The sequence below is a fragment of the Pseudomonas sp. Pme6b genome (genome assembly GCF_058129925.1).
Genome location: NZ_CM176704.1, coordinates 557,252 through 581,047, shown reverse-complemented (window position 1 = coordinate 581,047; position 23,796 = coordinate 557,252). Strand labels below are relative to the sequence as shown.

General features: G+C 58.3%; 14 protein-coding genes and 2 pseudogenes. 6 read left to right on the top strand and 10 right to left on the bottom strand.

Annotated features, from left to right (window positions below; all coding sequences use genetic code 11):
* The first annotated feature begins 117 nt into the window (after positions 1–117).
* Positions 118–1,920: an acyl-CoA dehydrogenase gene (locus AC4ANE_RS02635; protein WP_002551754.1), complete on the top strand. Its 1,803-nt coding sequence runs from the start codon at positions 118–120 to the stop codon at positions 1,918–1,920.
* Between the two features lie 21 nt (positions 1,921–1,941).
* On the opposite strand, the gene AC4ANE_RS02630 is transcribed toward AC4ANE_RS02635, so the two are convergent.
* Positions 1,942–4,560 carry a dermonecrotic toxin domain-containing protein gene (locus AC4ANE_RS02630; RefSeq protein ID WP_002551753.1) on the bottom strand — a complete coding sequence of 873 codons (2,619 nt, stop codon included), beginning with the start codon at positions 4,558–4,560 and terminating at the stop codon, positions 1,942–1,944.
* A 106-nt stretch (positions 4,561–4,666) separates the two neighbouring features.
* Positions 4,667–4,840, bottom strand: a complete 174-nt coding sequence (locus AC4ANE_RS02625) for a hypothetical protein (protein ID WP_162836992.1) — start codon at positions 4,838–4,840, stop codon at positions 4,667–4,669.
* A gap of 248 nt (positions 4,841–5,088) precedes the next feature.
* Here AC4ANE_RS02625 and AC4ANE_RS02620 point away from each other — a divergent pair, with 248 nt between their 5' ends.
* Both AC4ANE_RS02620 and mscK read left to right on the top strand, forming a co-directional pair.
* Positions 5,089–6,831 carry a potassium/proton antiporter gene (locus tag AC4ANE_RS02620; protein ID WP_002551752.1) on the top strand — a complete coding sequence of 581 codons (1,743 nt, stop codon included), beginning with the start codon at positions 5,089–5,091 and terminating at the stop codon, positions 6,829–6,831.
* 38 nt (positions 6,832–6,869) lie between these two features.
* Complete coding sequence (gene mscK / locus AC4ANE_RS02615) at positions 6,870–10,259, top strand: mechanosensitive channel MscK (protein ID WP_031595009.1); 3,390 nt, start codon at positions 6,870–6,872, stop codon at positions 10,257–10,259.
* Between the two features lie 445 nt (positions 10,260–10,704).
* On the opposite strand, the pseudogene AC4ANE_RS02610 reads toward mscK, so the two are convergent.
* The 3 genes and pseudogenes from AC4ANE_RS02610 to AC4ANE_RS02600 form a co-directional block, all read right to left on the bottom strand.
* Positions 10,705–11,701 (bottom strand): annotated as a pseudogene (locus tag AC4ANE_RS02610) (IS30 family transposase).
* Positions 11,702–11,752: 51 nt separating this feature from the next.
* Complete coding sequence (locus AC4ANE_RS02605; protein WP_031595010.1) at positions 11,753–12,058, bottom strand: hypothetical protein; 306 nt, start codon at positions 12,056–12,058, stop codon at positions 11,753–11,755.
* Between the two features lie 2 nt (positions 12,059–12,060).
* Complete coding sequence (locus AC4ANE_RS02600) at positions 12,061–13,521, bottom strand: DUF6861 domain-containing protein (RefSeq protein ID WP_031595011.1); 1,461 nt, start codon at positions 13,519–13,521, stop codon at positions 12,061–12,063.
* 798 nt (positions 13,522–14,319) lie between these two features.
* Between AC4ANE_RS02600 and AC4ANE_RS02595 the strand changes: the two are divergent.
* Positions 14,320–14,906: pseudogene (locus AC4ANE_RS02595) on the top strand (Imm5 family immunity protein).
* Positions 14,907–14,963: 57 nt separating this feature from the next.
* On the opposite strand, the gene AC4ANE_RS02590 reads toward AC4ANE_RS02595, so the two are convergent.
* The 5 genes from AC4ANE_RS02590 to AC4ANE_RS02570 are packed head-to-tail and all read right to left on the bottom strand — an operon-like array spanning position 14,964 to position 21,126.
* Positions 14,964–16,703 (bottom strand): acetyl/propionyl/methylcrotonyl-CoA carboxylase subunit alpha, encoded by a 1,740-nt coding sequence (locus tag AC4ANE_RS02590; RefSeq protein ID WP_002551751.1) that lies wholly within the window; start codon positions 16,701–16,703, stop codon positions 14,964–14,966.
* Positions 16,700–18,304 carry a 5-oxoprolinase subunit B/C family protein gene (locus tag AC4ANE_RS02585; protein ID WP_002551750.1) on the bottom strand — a complete coding sequence of 535 codons (1,605 nt, stop codon included), beginning with the start codon at positions 18,302–18,304 and terminating at the stop codon, positions 16,700–16,702. Before AC4ANE_RS02585 ends, AC4ANE_RS02590 begins: the two co-directional genes overlap by 4 nt.
* A 9-nt stretch (positions 18,305–18,313) precedes the next feature.
* Positions 18,314–19,111 (bottom strand): putative hydro-lyase, encoded by a 798-nt coding sequence (locus tag AC4ANE_RS02580; protein WP_002551749.1) that lies wholly within the window; start codon positions 19,109–19,111, stop codon positions 18,314–18,316.
* A gap of 2 nt (positions 19,112–19,113) precedes the next feature.
* On the bottom strand, positions 19,114–19,878 hold the full coding sequence (locus AC4ANE_RS02575; RefSeq protein WP_002551748.1) for a LamB/YcsF family protein: 765 nt from the start codon (positions 19,876–19,878) through the stop codon (positions 19,114–19,116).
* A 15-nt stretch (positions 19,879–19,893) separates the two neighbouring features.
* The gene (locus AC4ANE_RS02570) at positions 19,894–21,126 is read right to left on the bottom strand and encodes an NRAMP family divalent metal transporter (protein WP_002551747.1); all 1,233 of its coding nucleotides are present in this window, start codon (positions 21,124–21,126) and stop codon (positions 19,894–19,896) included.
* Between the two features lie 253 nt (positions 21,127–21,379).
* Between AC4ANE_RS02570 and AC4ANE_RS02565 the strand changes: the two genes are divergently transcribed.
* Both AC4ANE_RS02565 and selO read left to right on the top strand, forming a co-directional pair.
* Positions 21,380–22,045, top strand: coding sequence for a GntR family transcriptional regulator (locus AC4ANE_RS02565; protein WP_002551746.1), 666 nt, complete (start codon positions 21,380–21,382; stop codon positions 22,043–22,045).
* 138 nt (positions 22,046–22,183) lie between these two features.
* Entirely contained in the window at positions 22,184–23,647 is a 1,464-nt protein-coding gene (selO, locus tag AC4ANE_RS02560) for a protein adenylyltransferase SelO (RefSeq protein WP_002551745.1), read from the top strand.
* Positions 23,648–23,796: the final 149 nt, after the last annotated feature.

Below are 23,796 nucleotides of genomic sequence, written 5' to 3'. Positions count from 1 at the left end.
CGCGTCCGCTCTCGATACCCCCCCGCACACGCTCGACCATCACCCGAATCAATCTTGCTACCCTCCCCCCCTCAACCCGACCTAGACTTGGGTCATTCCAAGAATAGGTACGCCATCATGTCCGAGTCGCTGCTCAGTTCACGAAACCTGGCTTTCGAGCTGTATGAAGTGCTGGACGCCGAAGGGCTGACGCGGCGTGAGCGGTTTGCCGAGCATTCGCGGGAAACCTTCGATGCAGCGCTGGGGACGGCGCGTACTATCGCGGAAAAATATTTTGCGCCGCACAACCGCAAGGCTGACGAAAACGAGCCGCGCTATGAAAATGGCGAAGCGATTCTGATCCCCGAGGTCAAGCCTGCGGTGGATGCGTTTCTCGCCGCTGGTTTTCTCAATGCATCGCGTGATTTTGAAGCGGGCGGCATGCAGTTGCCGACCTTGCTGTCACAGGCCTGCTTTGCCCACTTTCAGGCAGCCAATGTCGGAACCACGGCCTACCCGTTCCTGACCATGGGCGCGGCGAACCTGATTGAGAGTTTTGGCAACGACGAACAAAAACAGCGCTTTCTGCAATCGATGATCGAGGGGCGCTTTTTCGGCACCATGGCGCTGACCGAGCCACACGCAGGCTCGTCGCTGTCAGACATCCGCACCCGCGCCGAACCGGCAGAAGACGGCACCTATCGGCTGCGCGGCAACAAGATTTTCATCTCGGGTGGTGATCACGCACTTTCGGAAAATATCGTGCACATGGTATTGGCAAAGCTGCCGGATGCGCCTGGCGGGGTCAAAGGTATCTCGCTGTTCATCGTGCCCAAGTTTCTGGTCAACGACGACGGCAGCCTCGGCAAGCATAACGATGTGCTGCTGGCTGGCCTGTTTCACAAGATGGGCTGGAAAGGCACGACCTCTACCGCGCTGAATTTCGGCGATAACGGTGAGTGTGTTGGCTATCTGGTCGGCAAGCCTCATCACGGTTTGAGTTACATGTTCCAGATGATGAACGAAGCACGCATCGGCGTCGGCCTGGGCGCGGTCATGCTCGGCTATTCGGGGTATCTGTATTCTCTGGATTATGCCCGCGACCGACCTCAAGGTCGGCTGCCCGACAGCAAGAGCCCCGAGAGCACGCCTGTTCCGATCATTCAGCACGCCGACGTGCGACGCATGCTGCTGACCCAGAAAGCGTATGTAGAAGGCGCGTTCGACCTGTGCCTGTATGCCTCGCGACTGTTCGACGACACACAGACCGGAGAAGCCGAAGACGCCCGCAAGCATGCCCATGAACTGTTGGACCTGCTGACTCCGGTGGTCAAGTCATGGCCCTCGGAGTTCTGCCTGAAGGCTAACGAGCTGGCGATTCAGGTTCTAGGCGGTCATGGCTATACCCGCGAATACCCTGTTGAGCAGTACTACCGCGACAACCGGCTTAATCCGATTCATGAAGGTACTCACGGCATTCAGTCGCTGGACCTGCTTGGCCGCAAGCTGGCGCAGAACGGCGGCACCGGCCTCAAGCAACTGCTGCGCCTGATATCCGATACCTGCGAGCGGGCGCAGGGCTACGATTCACTTCATGAGCTGCGCCAACCTCTGGAGCAATTGGTCGCTCATGTGCAGGCTGTCACCCTCGGCCTGCTGACCGATCTGGCGCAAGGCAGAATCACCAGTACGCTGGCCAATTCGGCGCTGTACCTCAAGGTATTCGGCCACACCATTATCGGCTGGCGCTGGCTGGAACAGGCGATCCGCGCCGAGGAAGGTCTGGGCAAAGGTGATTCGGCCGACAGCGACTTCTACAAGGGCAAGCTGCAAGCTGCCCGCTACTTCCTGACATGGGAATTACCGGGCTGCCATCACGAGCTGAGCATTCTGGAAAACCGCGATGACACCTGCCTCGCCATGCGCGATGACTGGTTTTAAATAAAACCGGGCGGCGCTTGATCAGTGAGGGCTGAACAGGTCAGTCATCGGGTTCTGTGGAAAGAACCGGTCGACCAATACTTTCGCATCTGCCCCCAACTTGAGCGCGTATTGCTCTCGACTGAATGGCTCGCCCGTGCGCATATCGTAAAGCGCCCTTCCCTGAACCGGGCGATCGACCTCCTGCATCTGGACTTTCATGAGACGATAAAAATCGCCGACCACTTCTTGGATACTCTCGATCTGAAAATAACAACCAGGCAAAAAGATCGATTCGGCCTCATCGGGCGAGGCTGAAAATGGCGCGATCGGCGTGGCCCTCAAATACCGTCCTTTGGGTAAAACAAAGACCACCGAAGTATCATCGAACGTTATCGGCCCAATCACCGCATTAGTAGGAGCACCGGCTCGACTGCTGGCGAACGCGCTGACCACATAGGGGTTTTCACTGAACGAAGTGATATCGGTATTGACCAGCACATCGCCAACCTTGATCTGCCCGCTGCGGAACACGGCACCCGAGGTGCCCCGATCACCGCTGCCACCCCGATACAACTCGACATCATTGCTATAGCCCACCACCTGGATGTCATCGGCAAGACGCTCGATGAACCTTACCTGGTTGGGGCCCCTACGTTCGCCTGTACGCAGGAATCGATTGAACACCGTATCCTCCTGGGTATAGAGCATGATGTTAGCGCCGTAATAGTCGTCCTCGCCCAGCTTGAATACCCTGTGTTTACCGTGCCACGGGTCCCGGTACACTTCATCGCCTTCGGGTGAAGAGTCAGACTCCAGAACATCGTCCGTGGTTGGCTCCCAGATATCCATGACCTCTTTCTGACGAGCCAGGGCTCTTTCTGCATAATATTGCTCATTGAATATGTCCGTTTGCAGGTACCTGTCCCAGAACGTTGAATGCACTGTTGCATAAGGTTTTCCTGGCGGGACTGATGAGCTGGTAGACGGAACCTGCGGATCCATAGGCGAGCCACCCTGCAAGCCAGGTGATTGAATCAGCGTCCATTCTCCGTCGAGCCCCAAGCGAACCGGCTTACTGCCAACGAACGCAAAAGGATTGTCAGGGTCAACGATAAACCAGCACTGCTGTTGCTCACTGAACATCACGCGATACGGCAACCGCGCAAGCTTGATCCAGGTTTCGCCATTGCCCAACGAATAAACGCCACGAAACCTGCCTTCCTCGGCTGAGGGCGTGAGGCTGTCCAGCAGCAGGTTGCCTTCCATGTTTTCCAGCGGATCGACAATCACGCCATTCTCCACAACTTCACTGGGGAGCGACACGACATCCGCCCGCACTAATGGCACAGGCTCAGGCATGGCACGAATGGACATCAGTAGCGGCAGATTAAAAAGCAGGTAAAGGGTGTTGATAATGGCACCCAATACACCAGCGCGACGTTGCGCCGGGGTCTTGCCATTGACCGCCTGATCAATGTTCAACCCGGTATTGGCGAGGCCTGCGCCAACCAGCGTCAGAGCAACGGGCCACCCCAACGCGGCTAGCCCGCCAAAAGCCTGCATGAAGGCACTTAGATAACCGATCCATATCTGCTTGCGCAGATCGGCGTTGGACGTCAGCAACTGATGCGCGTCGGTGGTCATGACCTGACGCGCGATATCACGCAGATAAATAAAGGGATCACCCACGATGGGTGCCCGGGATTGATTGATAAGTCGGACATCGGCACGCCAGTCATGCGCGAGCAATTCACTGACCCCGCGCGCAAACCTGACGCTGTCCTGTGTTCGTGCCGCCTCGCCGCGCAGGAAATTGCCTGTCAGTGCCTTACCCGCCTGCTCGCTCGCGAACTGCCCCTTGAGCCAGTTGTACAGCGCGCGTTCGTTTTCGAACACCTGAAAAGGCTGCTCGGCATCAGGCCGGTAAATCACTTCCCGGCCATCAGCGATAACGATACGCAGCATGTCGTAAGTCTTGACGCCGTTGATATCCAGCGTATGCACCGAAAGGCCAGGCGTTACCAAGGGCGAGTCCCGCAAGGCCTTCAGCGTCGCAGGCTGCGAGGGATCAGTGACGACGAATCGAGTGACTTGCTTGAAGTCGTCTGGCGAAAGCTGACCTTTGCGCAGGCAATTACCGGCCGCAACCAAATAGTGCGCTTTGGCCAGAATGCAAAAATTCTCACTGTGCGAACTCCAGAAACGCTCCATGCGGCGGGTGTACAGCGAGCTGAAATCCAGCGTCCACATTTCTGCCAGCAAAGTCTGCGGCAGCATGGGCACCTCGTTGCGCTCGTCGAACACCTCATGATCCGGACCGTCGGTATAAAAACCGCCGTAAAGGGAAAGCTCATCACTGGCCTCTTCGTCGTGGGCGTTGAAGTTCTGCATGAGCAGTTCGATCAACGTCATCGATTGCAGCGGTTTGCCGGAATGTTGCCAGCCGGTGAATGTACGCGGACTGCTGCTTGCGCTGCCGAAACGATGCCAATAGACCTTGTCAGGGTTAAACACCTTTTGCGTGTGCTGAAGCATGATCTTGCTGACTACGCTATAGGCCAGATCGTGCAGATCGGGGTAGTCGAAAACAAATTGCTTCGCGCGTTCACGCAGCAGTTGCTGATCGGTTTTAGGTGTTTTCAGAGATTGGGTCGTCATGACTTCTTCCTGTATGAGAGAAGTCCTGCACGTAATCACTCTTTACGGCATACGTGGCACTAACTATTTATAACGCGACCCTGCGCAGGCAGGCACGTGAACTGATTCAGTCAGAGGCCCGAACAGCAAAGGCGGCGGGTGACTGCAGATTGATCGGGTTCAGCCGGAAGTAATCGCGACCGAAAGTATTTGCTCGCCCGCCTCCAGAACTCTGCATGCGGATCCCGCTTATCGCCGAACGGATTTCCGCCCCTCTTATTTCTGCAATTTCATCGTCCATGATGAAAACCTTCTATAGCTGAAGCTCGACAACAGGCCGCAAGAAGGCTTGGCTTGCGGCATATACGTCTGTGTCGACCGCAAGATTGCGACGAGTCACGTGCTCTGGAACGCCGAATCTGCGTGATCCGCCGAAAATTGATCTTTGACAGCCAAGCAATTCAACAGGTTAAATCGCTTGGCACGCGGACTGCTTGGTCAGTTTTCGCCCCTCTCGCTTCAATTCAGTTTTTCTACGGAGTACCGCCCTTGGACGCCACCACCATCAACAGCCTGTTCCTGATCGGCGCGTTGCTGGTAGCCGCAAGCATCCTGGTCAGCTCTCTTTCATCACGCCTGGGTATTCCGATCCTGGTCATCATCCTGGCCGTGGGCATGGTGGCGGGCGTGGATGGCGGCGGGATCATCTTCGACAACTACGCTACCGCCTACCTGGTCGGCAACCTTGCGCTGGCGGTGATCCTGCTCGATGGCGGGCTGCGAACGCGGGTGGCCAGTTTCCGGGTTGCGCTGTGGCCTGCCTTGTCGCTGGCAACGGTGGGCGTGCTGATCACCACCGTACTGACCGGCATGGTGGCTGCCTGGCTGTTCAATCTGAGCGTTATCCAGGGGCTGCTGATCGGTGCAATCGTCGGTTCGACAGACGCTGCTGCGGTGTTCTCCCTGCTGGGCGGCAAAGGCCTGAACGAGCGGGTCACCGCCAGCCTTGAGATAGAATCGGGCAGCAACGACCCTATGGCCGTGTTCCTGACCGTCACCCTGATCGGCATGCTGGCCAGCGGTCAGACCGGCTTGCACTGGGGGCTGCTGGGACATTTGATCCAGGAATTCGGTATCGGCAGTTTCATCGGCCTGGGCGGCGGCTGGATCCTGCTTCAGCTGGTCAACCGCATCAATCTGGCGGCCGGCCTGTACCCTATTCTGGTGATTGCCGGGGGGCTTGCGATCTTTGCCCTGACCAACGCCATTCACGGCAGCGGCTTTCTCGCGGTCTACCTGTGCGGTCTGGTGCTGGGTAACCGGCCGATCCGCAGCCGCCACGGCATCCTGCACATGCTCGACGGCATGGCCTGGCTGGCACAGATCGGCATGTTTCTGGTGCTGGGCCTGCTGGTCACGCCCCACGACCTGCTGCCGATTGCAATACCGGCACTGGGCCTGGCGCTGTGGATGATTCTGGTGGCACGCCCGCTGTCGGTGATGGTCGGCCTGCTGCCGTTCAAGGCCTTCCATGGCCGCGAAAAAGCCTTTATCGCCTGGGTCGGCCTGCGCGGCGCGGTGCCGATCATCCTCGCCGTGTTCCCGCTGATGGCCGGGCTGCCCAATGCGCAGCTGTACTTCAACCTGGCGTTCTTTATCGTACTGGTCTCGCTGTTGCTGCAAGGCACCAGCCTGCCGTGGGTGGCCAAACTGTTGAAAGTGACGGTTCCGCCTGACCCTGCGCCTATTTCCCGGGCCGCGCTGGAGGTGCACGTCACCAGTGAATGGGAGCTGTTCGTCTACCGTCTGGGCGCTGAAAAGTGGTGCATCGGTGCGGCGCTGCGTGAGCTGAAAATGCCTGAAGGCACGCGTATTGCCGCACTGTTCCGGGGCCAGCAGTTGCTCCACCCGTCCGGCAGTACGACGCTGGAAGTGGGCGACCTGCTCTGTGTGATCGGTCACGAACATGATCTTCCGGCACTGGGCAAACTGTTCAGCCAGGCACCGCAACGTGGCCTGGATCTGCGCTTCTTCGGCGACTTCGTTCTTGAAGGCGATGCACGGCTGGGTGAAGTCGCGGCCCTGTATGGCCTGAAACTCGATGGCATTGACCCCGGAATGCCACTCAGCCAGTTCATCGTGCAGAAGAACCGCGGCGAGCCAGTGGTGGGCGACCAGATTGAATGGAATGGAACTATTTGGACAGTTGCCGTCATGGACGGGAACAAGATCCAGAAAGTGGGCGTCAAATTCCCCGAAGGAACCCGCCCGGGCCCCGGACTGTTCCTTTAAACTGCCAATCCACACGTATCATCATGCGACCGGTGTCTATGTTTTCCCTGCGTTCCATTTGTGCTGCCGCACTGTTTGCGCTTTGCCTGTCCACCTTCCCGGCGCTCGCCGCCGACCCGCCCAGCAGCGATGCCGTGCAGCAAAGCCTCGACAAGATTGCTGATCGCAAGCTGCCTGATGCCGAGCAGAAAGCGCTGCAACAAGTACTCGAGCAAACGTTGGCTTTTCTCGCCAGCAAGAAGGACAGCGAGCAGAAACTCGAAGCGCTCAAGCAACAACTGGCCCAGGCGCCAAAACAGACCTCGGAAAACCAGCGCGAGCTGGCCCGCCTGAAAGAAAGCAAAGTGGTACCCGTCGCCCAGCGCTACGGCGGCCTTGATGTGCCACAACTGGAGCAGCTTCTCAGCCAGCGCAGTACCCAGCAAAGCGACCTGCAAAGTGAACTCAACGACGCCAACAGCCTGGCCATCACCGCGCAGACCCGGCCTGAGCGGGCGCAGACTGAAATCAGCGCCAATCAGACGCGTATCCAGCAGATCAACGCCATCCTCAAGAGCGGCAAGGACAACGGCAAGACCCTGAGCGCCGACCAGCGCAATCTGCTCAATGCAGAACTGGCCTCGATCAACGCCCTCAACCTGCTGCGCCGTCAGGAACTGGCCGGTAACAGCCAGTTGCAGGACCTGGGCAATAGCCAGCATGACTTGCTGACCGAAAAGGTCGCGCGCCAGGAACAGGAAATTCAGGACCTGCAGACCCTGATCAACGACAAGCGTCGCGCCCAATCGCAGAAAACGGTCGCCGACCTGTCCCTGGAAGCGCAAAAGTCCGGTGGCAGCAGCCTGCTGGCGACCGAAAGCGCCGCCAACCTCAAGCTTTCCGACTACCTGCTGCGCGGCACCGACCGCCTCAACGAGCTGACCCAGCAGAACCTCAAGACCAAGCAGCAACTGGACAACCTGACCCAGACCGATCAAGCCCTCAGCGAGCAGATCAACGTGCTGAGCGGTAGCCTGCTGCTGTCCAAGATTCTCTACAAGCAGAAGCAGGCGTTGCCGCACCTGGAGCTGGACAAGGGCCTGGCCGACGAAATCGCCAACATCCGCCTGTATCAGTTCGACATCAACCAGCAACGCGAGCAGATGAGCACGCCGACCGCCTATGTCGAAAAGCTGCTCGCCACTCAACCGCCTGAAAACATTACCCCGCAACTGCGCCGTACGCTGCTGGACCTGGCAATCACTCGCAGCGACTTGCTGGAGCGTCTCAATCGCGAGCTGAGCGCGTTGCTCAACGAGTCCATCACGCTGCAACTGAACCAGAAGCAGCTGACCAGCACCGCTCAGGGACTGCGCGCCACACTCGACGAGCAGATGTTCTGGATCCCCAGCAACAAGCCGCTGGACCTGGAATGGTTTCAGAATATCTGGCCGCGCCTGCAAAAGCAGATCGCCACCCTGCCCTGGACATCCAGCCTGAGCGAGCTGTCAGACGGCCTGACTCAGCGACCGCTGCTGTTCCTGCCCCTGCTGCTGTTGATCGGCGTACTGACCTGGCGGCGCAAGGCGCTGTATCAGAAGCTGAATCGCCTGCATGCCGACATCGGCCACTTCAAACGTGACAGCCAATGGAAAACGCCACTGGCGCTGCTGATCAACGTGCTGCTGGCAATGCCTGTGGCGCTGGGCCTGGCGCTGTGCGGCTATGCCCTGCAAATCGATGCACGCGGGCAAAACGCCAACCTGGGCGAGGCCTTGTTGCAGATCGCCCTCGCCTGGCTGGTGTTCTACACCGCCTACCGCGTACTCGCCCCATCTGGCGTTGCCCAACTGCATTTCCGCTGGGAAACGGCGCAGGTCGAGTTCCTGCGTGGCTGGGTGCGTCGCCTCGGGCTGGTCGTTCTGGCCCTGGTGGCCGTGGTGGCCGTCGCCGAGCACCAACCTGCCGCACTGGCCGACGATGTACTGGGGATCGGCGTGGTCCTGACCTGCTACGCGCTGATGACCTGGCTGCTCGCTCGCCTGCTGATCTCGAGCCCCACGCATCACAATGCCTCACTGTTCCGCAAGACTGTCGGTGTGGTGTTCACAGCATTGCCCGTCGCACTCTTTCTGGCCGTGTGCTTTGGCTACTACTACACGGCGCTCAAGCTCAGCGACCGCCTGATCGACACCCTGTACCTGATGATGATCTGGCTGATGGTCGAGGCGACCTTCGTTCGCGGCCTGAGCGTCGCCGCCCGCCGCCTGGCCTACCAGCGTGCACTGGCCAAGCGTCAGGCAGCCCGGGAAAACGGCGACAGCGAAATTCCGGTCGAAGAGCCGAAACTGGACATCGAACAGGTCAACCAGCAGTCGCTGCGCCTGATTCGTCTGGCCCTGCTGGCCGGTTTCGTCGGTGCGCTGTACCTGGTCTGGGCCGAGCTGATCACCGTGTTCGCATATCTCGACAACATCATTCTCTACGAATACACCAGCGGCACCGGTGCCAACATGAGCATGGTGCCGATCAGCCTGAGCGACTTCCTCGGTGCAGGGGTGATCATCGTCATCACCTTCGTGCTCGCCGGCAACCTGCCCGGCCTGCTGGAAGTGCTGGTGCTGTCACGCATGAACCTCGCGCAAGGCAGTGCCTACGCGACGACCACGCTGCTGTCGTACACCATCGCCGGTGTCGGCTTCGTGACCACGCTGTCAACGCTGGGCGTGAGCTGGGACAAATTGCAGTGGCTGGTCGCAGCGCTGTCGGTAGGGCTCGGGTTCGGCATGCAGGAGATCTTCGCCAACTTCATCTCCGGCATCATGATCCTCTTCGAACGTCCGGTGCGGATCGGTGACACCATCACCATCGGCGCACTCTCGGGAACGGTCAGCAAGATCCGCATCCGCGCCACGACCATCACCGACTTCGATCGCAAGGACATCATCGTCCCGAACAAGACCTTCATCACCGGCCAGCTCATCAACTGGTCGCTGACCGACACCGTCACCCGCGTAACGCTCAAGCTGGGCGTCGATTACGGCTCGGACCTGGACCTGGTGCGCTCCCTGCTGCTGCAAGCCGCCCGGGAAAACCCTCGGGTGCTCAAGGAACCAGAGCCGATCGTCTACTTCCTGAACTTCGGCGAAAGCACCCTCGACCACGAACTGCGCATGCACGTCCGCGACCTGGGCGACCGCAACCCGGTGCTGGACGAGATCAACCGCTTCATCAATCGCGAGTTCAAGAAGCAGCACATCAACATCTCGTTCCGCCAGATGGAGATTTACCTCAAGAACACCCAGGGCCTGGAATACAAGCTGGTGCCCGCCGAGCCGAGCGAAAAATCCGGCGCACCCACCGGACAGACGACGTTGCAGCCCGTGAACACTCAAGTCACCCCGGCGACCAAAGACGCGCCAGAGCCGCCGGAGTTGAGGCTGGACTGAGGTTGGGTGTGGAATGACCGGCAGGGCGGCTGTCGGTTGTTCACGGTCTGCAAGCTGGAAGCTATAGCGCTTTGAAGGCCTGTTCAGCTTCAACTTATTGATCCACCCCATCCTATAACAACATTATTTCTGACAATGCATAAGCTGAATCATCAAAAGTGCATCGACGCACTCATCAAGCTTATAAGTTCACCTTGACACACTATACGTTCCTAGCAAAGTCGATGCTTTTTTGACAAGAAGATTTATTTCTTTATTTTTTCATTTCAAAGAACGTAAGCTCATGACTTCTATACCTTTAGTTGCCCACGGCTTGACAAAAACTATCTGTTCCGCGCCCCCACATAGAAACCACTCTGGGAGCCAATTTCATCTATGTATACCTCAGTCCCCGCTGGAATTTTTATATTAAAAACGACGGTTGCAGGAACCGAGTACAACACGGTCATTGAATTGAAGTGGGAGCCTCATGATACATGCCCATCACCTCTGTAATGACTTCAATCGGGCATTTAAACTCTAAGCGCTTACGAGGCCGAATGTTCATCTGATAACAAATAGCGTCCAATTCTTCCTGCTGTGCTTCGACAAGTCCGTGCCCTTGGGCAAGTATTGGCGAATCAAGCCGTTGATGTTCTCGTTACTGCCGCGCTGCCACGGACTCTGCGGATCGCAAAAGTAAATCGCCACACCCGTCTTCTGGGTCAATTCGACGTGTTTGGCCATCTCACGCCCTTGGTCATACGTCATGCTTTTACTCAAGTCCAACGGCATGCTGTTCAGCGCCGCACTAAAACCTTAGACCGCCGAGGTCGCGGTGGCGTCGCGCATTTTGACCAGAATCAGATAACCACTGGTGCGCCCAACAAGCGTGCCCACCGCCGAGGCATTGTCCTTGCCTTTAATCAGATCGCCTTCCCAGTGGCCGGGCATTTGCCAGTCGTCAATCTCGGGCGGACGCACGTGAATACTCACCATGTCAGTAATCTGGCCGCGTCGATCAACACCGCCACTGCGCGGCCTGCGGGTACTTTTGCCTTGCCGCAGACACATTTACGCAACTCGCCGGCGGGCAAGGCGTATATGGCGTTGTAGATCGTTTCTCGGCAAACGTAGGCTTCTGCGAAATTCATTTTCATAACGCGCAGCTTGCCCGCGATTTGCTCGGGAGAAAAGCACTCTCGAAGCAAGTGGGTAATCAGCTCGAACAGTTCATTGCCCGGCACCAGTTTTCTGGCGGGGCAACAGACTTTTCGACGCTCGCGAGTAAGGGCTTGTGCTTCGCACGCCGCATAGCCTCCAGTGGGAAGGGGATTTCTTCGCAGACTGATCGTGGGAGGACTACGCCCCAGCAGACGAGCAATCTCTCGCAGACTGAGATCTCGGTATTGTCCGATTTGAATGGTGATGCGTTCTTCCATGCAGAGTTCGGTATAAGATATCGCAGCACCTTACCTGAGGTAGGGGTGTTGCACTCAGTTTTCGCGGCCGCCCTAACTCAAATTCCTCCTTGCATTAAGCATCTTGAGGATCGGAGGTTCCCCGCCTGTAATTTCAATTGAAAACACAGCATAAGCATGCTCTAAATCACTATATCTTTGAAGCCCTTTCTCAGTAAATCGATAGCGCCCCGGAACCTCTCCCACCTCCAAAGGGGATAATATATTTCTCGACTTTGCCAATTCCAACAAGGGCCTTAAATCATCATAAAGTCGCGCAACCTGAACGTCTCTATCCACGTACTCCTTTAGTTTATCCTCCAAATTTTTTGCTGAAATTTCAATTTTATCCACATTCATCTTTAGTTACCTATAGTGCCAATCTTAACAGCCGAATCCCAATCCCCACGGTTAGGAACTAGATATTGTAATGCTTCAGAAGATCGCTCAACTAGACCTCCTAATTCACTTGTCGGGGCTATTTCGCTTACATAAACTTTAGTGGAGCTCAGAGGTTTTATCTCGTATATGCCATACGTTAAACCTTCACTTTCCAAAGGCAGCCCAAAAAAATCAGCGAGAGTCTTATCGGACTCTGAGGCCTTCATTAATTCCTTGCGCGTTGTAAAATAAGGTGAGTACTCGGGATAATCTCCCCCTTCAACAACTATTTTCACCAAAGGTTCATCTACAATCTTTGCGGTCGGAAGCGTCTTGCCAGAGGCAAGTTGCCCTAATGCTCGGTTATAAAGAGTCTCATTGGAAGCATTGGGCGAAGACCTTGCGAGAGCATCATAATAAGACTGCCCTTCTGGTGTAGCAAGGTAAGCATCTATCTCCGCCTTTTTAACCCCCATTGTTTTGAATGTACTAAATTCTTTAATCTGCTGTTCTACCGACACAAACTCTGGATCTTGCTTAGCGTAATACTCACGCATGGTCTCGGATTCAGCCTTAACCAACGGAGCAGGCTCATTAACCCGCAACGCAGGCTCAGCCAATAGCCTCCGCTCATTACGCGCCAACCAGTTCGCAAACTGCTTGTTCGAAATCTCTGCCTGAAGCTTGGCACTGCGCACTGCGATGCTATCCATGCTCCCTATGATGCCTGCCTTGACCTGCCCACGTGTCATGTAAGTCACGATGGCAGTAAAGAGCAGCAGCACCAGTTGCTCCTGGCCCTTTGCAATTTGGCGGGCAGCACGATCAATCCGCTCCTGGATTTCGTATGCCGAACCACCAGTGGGGTCGAGGCCCTCGGGTTTCAGCCCTTCGTCAGCGTGCCAGGCAGTGGCGAAGCCTTCCTGCAAGGTAGAGAGGCAAGCAGGCAGACCTTTATAGAAATACTCAGCTATAGATGAGAGACCCAGCGCCATCAGGATCAGGTTGCCAACCTGTAAACCGATACCCGCTCCAGCTGCCGCTACCGGCACAGCGCCGACACCAAAGAAAAACGCTCCAGCAACGCCGCCAGCGACCGTACCGACCGCAACGCTGCCGCCGAGAATCATCGCCACTTCTTTAACCAGCTGCAGCAGCACCGGGAGGATCTGTTCGATCTCGATGGATGCCCACTTGCGCTTGAGGTTTGACTCGATGATGGGATAGGAAAGCCTCATCGCCGCTTTCACATAGTCAATGCGGTTGCCGCCCATGTATCCGTAGGCTTGAGTCGCGGTGGTATTGACGCGTCGCGTGAAGCCATTCCAGCTGTCATAGGTGCTCTGCTGCCCATCGCTGTAGGCTTGATTCAGCGTGTTGAACTTATCATCGAGGTTCCGCTCGATGTCATCCCAGCTAGGAATGTTGGCTAATAGGTCCATTTACACATCACTGTCCCTGGGTTGAAGGAGGCTCGCGTGACGGGCCCAAAATTGACGCAGCCTGCCCCATGTGCACGTAGCTTGATCGAACCTGAGTTCTTGAGTCAGATCTCAAGACAGACTCATTTTTCTCATCTACGAAACAGACCGCAATAGAGACAATAGGCCATCACCATAACGAGTTCACGCTTAACGTGACATAACGTCTGGAAATTTACTATAACTGAGGGCTCCTGTAGTCACTCTATCTAAAACGCTTAGACTCCATCGTATCCGCCCAAAAATGCGGGGCTATCTCTGTGGTTGACACGACGCAACGACCTGGCGGGCCTCCTTTTCCGCCTCAAGTAGCTGTAACGGCTTTGACAGATGCACTGACTGTTTTCATTGGGCCGGAGGCGTATTTTTTCTTAGCGGATCCAGCAACTGCAAGATGTCGAATGCGTCTGTAGCTCAACTCCTACGGGATTTTCAGAATTTTACGGTTGGTGGTTGTCAGTTCCATATGTCACAAACACACTGATAGTCTCAAGGCTCTACGCACCAGAATCACACCACGACTTGTCAGTTCTCGCCAATGCTGAGAGGCTGGTCCCTCTGCTTCTAAGGAGGCACAAATATCGATGGATCTCTCCCGCGGCGCATTTGCTGCAAAACAGCCGCTTTTTCAAGCTCAAGAACCTCGCCAACCCCGAGCAGGAATTGCTGCCGGAATCGTTCAGGAAACTCATACTGAAGCCCGAGCACCTTGCACATGACTTCACACGAGAATACTGCCCACCCGATTAAGAAGCTCAAATGAAAAAAGAACACGAACCCTCATCATAAAACTCCTGACTGAAATCCAAAGCTCGCCCAAAGGTGAATTAGAACGTCCTCTACGAACGCGTCTATGGGCGATGATCACTGAAAACAAAAATACCAACGAACAAAAACAGATACTGACAAAGCTGAATATCGTCTGCGTGCAACACGGCATTGGATTCTGGACAAAGAAGTTTGGTAATGATCGACGCATTGAACCTGTTCTGACTGTTGCGCTTCAGGCTGCCAGTGGCGCTTTTAATGAGGCCGACGCGATGGCCGTACGAGATGGTTTTTATGTATCTTTGGTCGAGAATGAATGCTATGAACCCGATGAGTGGCCTGCGATGTTCGTCGCGCACGCGGCTGCAAATTCAATCGTAACGGCGGTTTCCGATGTTCAGTTTGGCGCCGACCAACGCGATCAAGACCTGGATCCTGAAGCATTTGAGCCTGATTATTTAGTCGCATCCGCGTTTGCAGGTGGGTTGTCAGATGATGGCAACCCGGAATTGCGGCGTGCTTTTTGGAGGTGGTATCTGTCTGTTGCCGTGCCGCAGGTGATCTCTGACTTACCTTGAAAAACACGCATCAACCGAGCGGCAACACCCGGTTGTGCGGAGCACCTAACAACCCGATCAGTCGGCAGCCTCAACCCGCCCAATCACCACCTTCGCCTCCAGATACCCGCCAGGCTCCTTGCTGATCTGCACGGTTCCGGCACACGGCGCCAGTATCGATGTTTCCATCTTCATCGCCTCCATGATGGCGATCACCTGTCCCTTCTCTACCGTCGCACCGTCTTCAACCGCCCAGGCATGCAGGTTGCCCGCGACCGGCGTCAGTACTGCGTGCGGGTCAGGGGCGTCGGCAGCTGGCTGGCTGGCGTCAGCCGGTGCAGCCGAATTCAGGCTCATGCCACGCAGCAGCGCAGCGGGCAGGCCCAGTTCGTGGCGTTTTCCGTCGATTTCGACGAAGGTGCGCAGCACACCTGCATCAACTGGCGCAGCGCTGCGCGGTGCGAGGGTGACGTGTTCGGCGAAGTCGGTTTCGATCCAGCGGGTGTGGACGGCAAAGGTATTGGACGCCGTGAAGTCATCATGGTCCATGACCGCCCGATGGAACGGCAGCACGGTGGCCACGCCTTCCACCTTGAACTCGGCCAACGCACGGCGGGCGCGGCTGATGGCCTGTTCGCGGGTTGCGCCGGTGACGATCAGTTTGGCGATCATCGAATCGAAGTTCGCTGACACTCGCGAGCCTTCTGTCACGCCGGTGTCCAGCCGCACGCCCGGTCCGGACGGTGGCTGAAACACGTCGATGGTGCCCGGGGTCGGCAGGAAGCCGTTGCCTGCATCTTCGGCGTTGATGCGGAATTCGAAGCTATGGCCGCGCGGTACCGGCGTACCGTCGAACGACAGCGGCAGGCCGTCGGCCACGCGCAGTTGTTCGATGACCAGATCCACACCGCTGGTTTCTTCAGTCACCGGGTGTTCCACCTGCAAGCGCGTATTGACCTCCAGGAATGACAGGGTGCCGTCGCCACTGAGCAGGAATTCCACCGTACCGGCACCGACATAGCCTGCCTCGGCACAAACCGCACGGGCCGACTCGTGAATGCGCTGGCGCAGCTCGTCGGTCAGGTAAGGGGCCGGGGCTTCCTCGATCAGCTTCTGGTTGCGACGCTGCAACGAGCAATCCCGGGTGCCGACCACAACTACCCGGCCATGCCGGTCGGCGATGATCTGCGCTTCAATGTGCCGTGGGCGATCCAGAAAGCGTTCGACGAAGCACTCGCCACGACCGAACGCGGTCACCGCTTCACGCACCGCAGACTCGTACAGCTCGCTGACTTCATCGAGCTTCCAGGCGACTTTCAGGCCGCGACCACCGCCGCCAAATGCCGCCTTGATGGCAATCGGCAGGCCGTACTGCTCGGCGAACGCAAGCACTTCAGAAGCATCTTTCACCGGGCTTTCAGTGCCAGCTACCAGCGGCGCACCGACTTTCAAAGCGATGCGCCGGGCTTGCACCTTGTCGCCCAGCGCGTCGATGGTTGCAGGGTCCGGGCCGATCCAGGTCAGGCCGGCGTCGATTACGGCGCGGGCAAAGTCGGCGCGTTCCGAGAGGAAGCCATAACCTGGGTGAACCGCGTCGGCACCGGCACGAGCAGCGACTGCCAGCAGCTTTTCGATGTTCAGATAGGTGTCGGTCGGGCGCTCACCTTGCAGCCCGTAGGCTTCATCGGCCTGACACACATGCAGCGCGTCGATATCGGCATCGGCATACACGGCCACCGAGGCAACCCCATAGTCACGGCAGGCGCGGGCAATACGCACGGCAATTTCGCCACGGTTGGCAATCAGAACCTTTTTCATCTGTTATTGGTCTCGTCTGAAGTGGCGGAGCGCACTGGCTCGAAGGCGCTCAGCGGGTTGAAACGAATGCGGGCATTGACCGGAATCTGCCCGGCCTTGTCCAGGTGATAGGTAGCGACTGCGCCGATGACCGGGTAACCGCCCGTCAACGGGTGGTCCGCCAGAAACAGTACCGGCTGGCCACTGGGCGGCACCTGAATGGCACCGACCGTGGTGCCCTCGCTGGGCAGTTCGCCACTGACGGCGCGCGCAAGCGACTGCTCGCCCGCCAGGCGGATACCGATCCGGTTGGATTGCGGTGTGACCAGCCAGGTCTGCTGCGTAAGCAACGCCTGCGCCTCGGCGGTGAACCAGTCGCTGCGCGGCCCCATGACCACATCCAGCGTAATGACCTGATCATTACGCGGCATATCGAAGGCCGGTTGTTCGCCAGTCGACACCGCAGCACCACCGGTTCTGCGCCTGAAGCCCAGCCGGTCACCCGCCGCCAGCGCTGCGGGCCCCACCTGGGCCAGCGTGTCGGTGGACAGACTACCCAGCACCGGCTCGTGGACAAAACCGCCGCGCACGGCCAGATAACTGCGCAAGCCTGCGGTGGGCGAACCGATGCTCACCTGATCGCCGCTCTGCAACGAAAACGGCGCGTAAAGCGGCGGCTGCATGCGTTGGCCATCAGCCGTCAGCACCTCGACAGGCGCCTGAGCACCGGTAACCGCTACCACGGCCTGGCCCTGACAGGTAAACGTCAGGCCACCCATGAGAATTTCCAGACAAGCAGTGCCCGGCTCGTTGCCTACTGCGCGATTGGCCGCACGCAATGCGCCGCGATCCAGTGCACCCGATGCGGAAACACCCTGCCCTGCCCGACCAGGACGACCCAGGTCCTGAAACAGGGTCTGCAAACCCGGCATAACGACTTGCAGATAGTCTTCGGTGATTGTCGACGCCTGCTGACGAACGGGCGCAGCAACCGAAACGCTGGTCACGGGCAGCGGACCGGCGTCTTGAAAGCGCACGCGATAGCCAGGCTGAAGCAAGGCTGGCTCGTCGCGGCCCAGATCCCACATTTTTGAGTGGGTCACGCCGATGATCTGCCAGCCACCGGGGCTGGCCTGTGGATAAATGCCGCTGAAACCACCGGCCAACGCCACTGCACCAGCCGGAATGCGCGTGCGCGGTGTGCTGCGCCGCGGCACGACAAAGCCGGCACCGCCACTGAGGTAGGCAAAACCGGGCGCAAAGCCGCAGAAGGCAACGTTGTAGTCGCTACCGGTGTGGCGCTTGATCACTTCGTCAACGCTGATGTCCAGCTCGCGTGCCACATCAGCCAGGTCTTCACCGTTGTAATGCACGGGTATTTCAATCAGCTTGCCGGGCTCGCGAGCGCTGCCGCGAATGTCACGCGAGGCAATCTGCGCCGCCAGCGCCTCGAAACCGATGGCGGACGGGCGAAAATGCACCAGCAGCGTCCGGGCCGCCGGAACGATTTCCTCCACGCCGAAAATGGGCATCTGCTGTAACGATTCGAACAGGGCCAGAGTCTCGTCCAGGTTCGACAGTTCAACCAGGAGCGCGTCCAGGTTGGCCGGGTAGAAACGCATGAGCCTCTCCTATACGTGGTAGTAGCTGTCCGGAATATCGGTAATGAACATGTGCCCCGGCGCATGGGAAATCGCGAACGGCACACGAGACGCCATCACAACCGCCTGCGGGGTCACGCCGCAGGCCCAGAACACAGGAATCTCGCCGGGCTTGATGCTCACTGCATCGCCGAAGTCCGGATGCGCCAAGTCCTTGATGCCAAGCAGCTCAGGTTCGCCGACATGCACCGGGGCGCCGTGCACGCCGGGGTAGCGCCCGGTGATCCTTGCTGCCTCGGCAACCCGGTCCGCAGCGATGGGCCGCATAGAAACCACCATGTTTCCCTGCAAGCGCCCGGCAGGTCGACAGACACGATTGCTGCGGTACATCGGTACGTTGCAGCCTTCGCTGATATGGCGCACGTCGATCCCGGCGTTCATCAGGTCGGTTTCGAAGGTGAAGCTGCAGCCGATCAGAAAACTGACCAGATCGCCGTGCTGCGCCCAGATTTCGCTGGCGTCGCTGACTTCTTCAGCCAGTTGCCCATCACGCCAGACCCGATACAACGGCAGGTCGGTGCGCAGGTCGGCCTGCTCGGCCAGCAACGTGGTGTAACTGCCGGGCTCGGTCACATCCAGCACCGGGCAGGCTTGCGGGTTGCGCTGGGCGAACAGCAGAAAGTCATAGGCCCAGTCGCGCGGCAGCGTGATCATGTTGCACTGGGTCAGACCGGGAGCCTGACCTGCGGTTGGCGAAACAAACCCTTGTCGATAGCGGGCACGTGCGTCGATAGCCGCCTGACGGGCGTGTTGCAAGGTGTTGTTCATGATCAGCCCCTATTGAATGCGCGGACGGTAACGCCTGCGTCGTGCAAACGGTCTTTCAGGATGCGGGCGATGTTCACCGCGCCCGGGCTGTCGCCGTGTACGCAGATAGAATCGGCTTGCAGGCTGATTTCGCGGCCGTCTTCAGCCTCGATAACCCCGTCGCGCACCAGACGCAGCATGCGTTCGGCGATCAGCTCGGCGTCGTGCAGCACGGCACCGGGCCGCGAGCGTGAGACCAGCGTGCCTTCAGCGGTATAGGCGCGGTCGGCGAACGCTTCGGCAACGCACGCCAGTCCGGCTTCCCGCGCCCAGCCGAGCAGTGGCGAATTGGCCAGACACACCAGCTTCAGCGCAGGGTCGATGCGCAGCAGCGCCTGAATGACCGCCGCTGCCTGGCGCTGATCGCCAGCGATGGTGTTGTACAGCGCGCCGTGGGGTTTGACGTATGTCACGCTGGTACCAGCGCTGCGCGCCAGCCCCTGAAGCGCGCCGATCTGGTAAATGACGTCGGCCGTCAGTTGGTCGCTTGGGATGTCCATGTTGCGGCGACCAAACCCGACGAGGTCCGGGTAAGCCACATGCGCACCAATGGCCACGCCCCGGGCCGCAGCGGCCTCGAGGGTGCGCAGGATGCCGGCTGGATCACCAGCATGAAAACCGCAGGCCACATTGGCGCTGCTGACCACATCGAGAATCGCCTCGTCGTCGCCCATGCTCCAGGCGCCGAAGCTTTCACCGAGATCACTGTTGAGGTCTATTGCAGGCATTTTTATTCTCCGAAATCAGGCTGCATTGATGAAGGCAAAGATGGCTCCCGCCGATTTGAACGCCATGTACCACGACAGCAGACAGGTCAGCACGCCCAGCACCAATAGCCAGCGCGGGTAGTGGTAGCCGTCCATCATGTCGGACCGACGCCAGCCCACGTACATGAAAATGCTCAGGCCCAGTGGCAGAATCAAGCCGTTGAAGCCACCGGCAAACACCAGCAGCGCAGCCGGTGGTTTGCCCCACATGACGTATACGACCACGGTGATCAGGATAAAGCCGACAGTTGCCAGGTTACGCACGCGCTCGGTGATGCGTTTGGAAAATACCGTGATGAACGACATCGAAGTATAGGACGCGCCGATCACGCTGCTGATGCCAGCCGCCCAGAGCACCAGGCCGAACATGATCAGGCCGAAGTTGCCAGCGGCAGCGGTGAACGCCTGGGCCGCAGGGTTTGCGCCCTGGCCGGATACATCGATGACAACGCCGCTGGCGACCACGCCGAGGATTGCCAGAAAAAGTATGTAACGGACAACCCCTGTGACCAGAATACCGGTCAGCGCCGCCTTGGACACTACATCGATGTTCTCGACCCCGACGGTGCCGCGATCCAGCAAGCGGTGAGCACCGGCGTAAGTGATATAGCCACCGACCGTGCCGCCGACGATGGTGGTGATGGCGGCGAAATCGACCATGTCCGGCAGGATGGTCTGGCGCAGAGCCTCGCCCAGCGGCGGGTGCGAGGCAAAGGCGGCGAAGAGAATCAGGCAGACCTTCAAGGTGCCCAGCACCATCATGATGCGATCCATCGCAATACCCGCACGGTGCGACGAGAAGATCGCAATGGCGATCAGCGCACTCAAGGCGCCCCCCCATTTGGGGTCAAGACCGGTCAACGCATTCAAGCCCAGGCCCGCACCGGCGATGTTGCCCAGACTGAACACCAGGCCGCCGAAGATGACCAGTACCGCGAGCAGATAACCACTGCCCGGGATCGCTGCGTTGGCCAGATCGGCCGCGCGCATTCTGGTCAGCGTCACGATGCGCCAGACATTCAACTGCACCACGAAGTCGATCAGGATCGACGCCAGAATGCCGAAGGCAAACGCCGCCCCCAGGGTCGCGGTGAACGTGGCTGTCTGGGTCAGAAATCCTGGGCCGATGGCAGAGGTCGCCATCATGAAGATCGCGGCGATCAATGAGGCGCGACGCGCCTTGGTGAACTCATTGGCAGTCTGTGTCACGGCGGCATTCCTGAGATGAGAGGTAACCTGCCAGAGCAATGAGCATGCCAAAGGGCATTAAACAGCGCCAAGCTGTAGATACATAAAGATAATATTGTTGAACAATCCATATGTTATGGATCAACAATGCGCACCATATTGTTACGCTTGAACTCAAGTGTGCTACCTGATGAAGCATCGGATGGCCTTCGTCCTTGCCAGCCAATGAGCTGTCGTGGAATATCGACTCGGCTTTTCCTTATCCGGACCCTTTATGAACGACGCTGCTTCTCTCCTCCCTCGTACGCTTGGAGAATCCATCACCACAGAGCTTCGCAGAATGCTGGTCGAGGGTGAGCTGGTTCCCGGTCAACGCCTTTCGGAAGCGGCGCTGGCCGAAAGCCTGCAGATTTCCCGCAATACCTTGAGAGAAGCTTTCAGAATTCTGACCCGCGAGGGTTTGCTCACTCATGAACCCAACCGCGGCGTGACTGTGGCCAAGCCTGACATGGCTTCGATCATCGATATTTATCGCATCCGGCGCTTTATCGAATGCAGGGCGATTGCCCAGGCTTATCCACAGCATCCCGGTGTGCTGCACATGCGCAATGCGGTCGAGGCCGGCGTGCAGGCGCGTGAGGCCAAGGACTGGATTGCCGTGGGCACCGCCAACATGATGTTTCACAAGGCCATCGTCGAGCTGTCCGACAGCCCGCGACTGGCGGCGTTTTATGCGCAGATATCAGCAGAGTTGCGCCTGGCCTTCGGGCTGCTCAACGACCCGGAGCTTCTGCATTCGCCCTATCTGGACATGAATGCAGCGGTACTCGGGCGCCTTGACGCGGGCAAGACCGATGAGGCGACGCGCATGCTCGAGGATTATCTGGTGCAATCGGAACGAACGATTCTGGCCGCCTTCGAGCGAAGCCGGAACCGATAGTCCGGGCGCAGCCCCGATCACCAGAACTACCACCCAGGGACCCGGTCTACGGGTTCTGACCGTTGTAACACGCCCGACGAGCCAGGCAGGCCGCCGCTTCGTTGAAAGCCTGAAATTCCCCTCTGGAGGCGATACGCTTTGAAAGCACTCGACGAACTCACTTTCGACAACCGCTTTGCCCGACTGGGCGATGCGTTCTCCACTTCCGTGCTGCCTGAGCCCATCGATGCGCCGCGGCTTGTGGTTGCCAGCGAATCCGCGCTGGCGCTGCTGGACCTGGCCCCTGAACAAGCCGATCTGCCGCTGTTCGCGGAAATCTTCAGCGGCCACAAGCTGTGGTCAGAGGCCGAGCCGCGAGCGATGGTTTATTCCGGCCATCAGTTTGGTTCCTACAACCCGCGCCTGGGCGACGGCCGCGGGCTGTTGCTGGGCGAGGTGTATAACGACACAGGCGAACACTGGGACCTGCACCTCAAGGGCGCGGGCCGCACGCCGTACTCGCGGATGGGTGACGGGCGCGCCGTGCTGCGTTCGTCGATCCGCGAGTTTCTGGCTTCCGAAGCGTTGCACGCGCTGGGTATCCCCAGCAGCCGTGCAGGGTGCGTAGTCAGCTCCAGCACGCCGGTATGGCGCGAAACCCAGGAACACGCAGCGATGGTGCTGCGTCTGGCGCAGAGCCATGTGCGCTTCGGCAGTCTTGAATACTTCTTCTACACCAAACAGCCAGAGCAATTGAAGACACTGGCCGAACATGTACTGACGATGCATTACCCGCATTGTCAGGAGCAGCCAGAGCCGTATCTGGCGATGTTCCGCGAAATCGTCGAGCGCAACGCCGAGCTGATTGCCAAGTGGCAGGCCTACGGTTTCTGCCACGGCGTGATGAACACCGACAACATGTCGATTCTGGGCATTACCTTCGATTTCGGTCCGTTTGCGTTTCTGGATGATTTCGACGAGCACTTCATCTGCAATCACTCCGATCACGAGGGACGCTACTCCTTCAGCAATCAGGTGCCCATCGCGCAATGGAACCTGAGCGCACTGGCGCAGGCGCTGACGCCGTTCATCAGCGTGGAAGCGTTACGCGAGACTATCGGCTTGTTCCTGCCGCTTTATCAAGCGCACTACCTTGACCTGATGCGTCGTCGACTGGGCCTGACCATTGCCGAAGATCAGGACGAACAACTGGTCAGCCAATTGCTGAAGCTGATGCAGAACAGCGGCGTGGATTACACCCTGTTTTTCCGTCGTCTGGGCGATCAGCCCGCCGTAGAAGCGCTGCGCACATTGCGCGACGACTTTGTCGACATCAAGGGCTTCGATGGCTGGGCAGAAGCGTATCTGGCGCGTATTGCCGGCGAGGACAAAGGCACCGAGCAGGAGCGTCAAACCCGCATGCACGCGGTCAATCCGCTGTACATCCTGCGCAACTACCTGGCCCAGAACGCCATCGCCGCAGCGGAAAAAGGTGACTACGCAGAAGTCCGCCGCCTGCACCAAGTGCTCTGCACGCCCTTCACCGAACAACCCGGAATGGAAGGCTACGCCCAGCGACCACCGGACTGGGGCAAGCATCTGGAAATCAGCTGTTCGTCGTGAGGCTTTTGGTCCCCTATCGTGCCCATCCTCAGCGTGGGCGATAACCTCAACTATCGTGCTACGCGGCGCGGCGCAGATTTGTGACGCGGAGCATCACACCCGGCATTCCCACGCTGGAGCGTGCGGAACGATAACCTCAACTATGACTA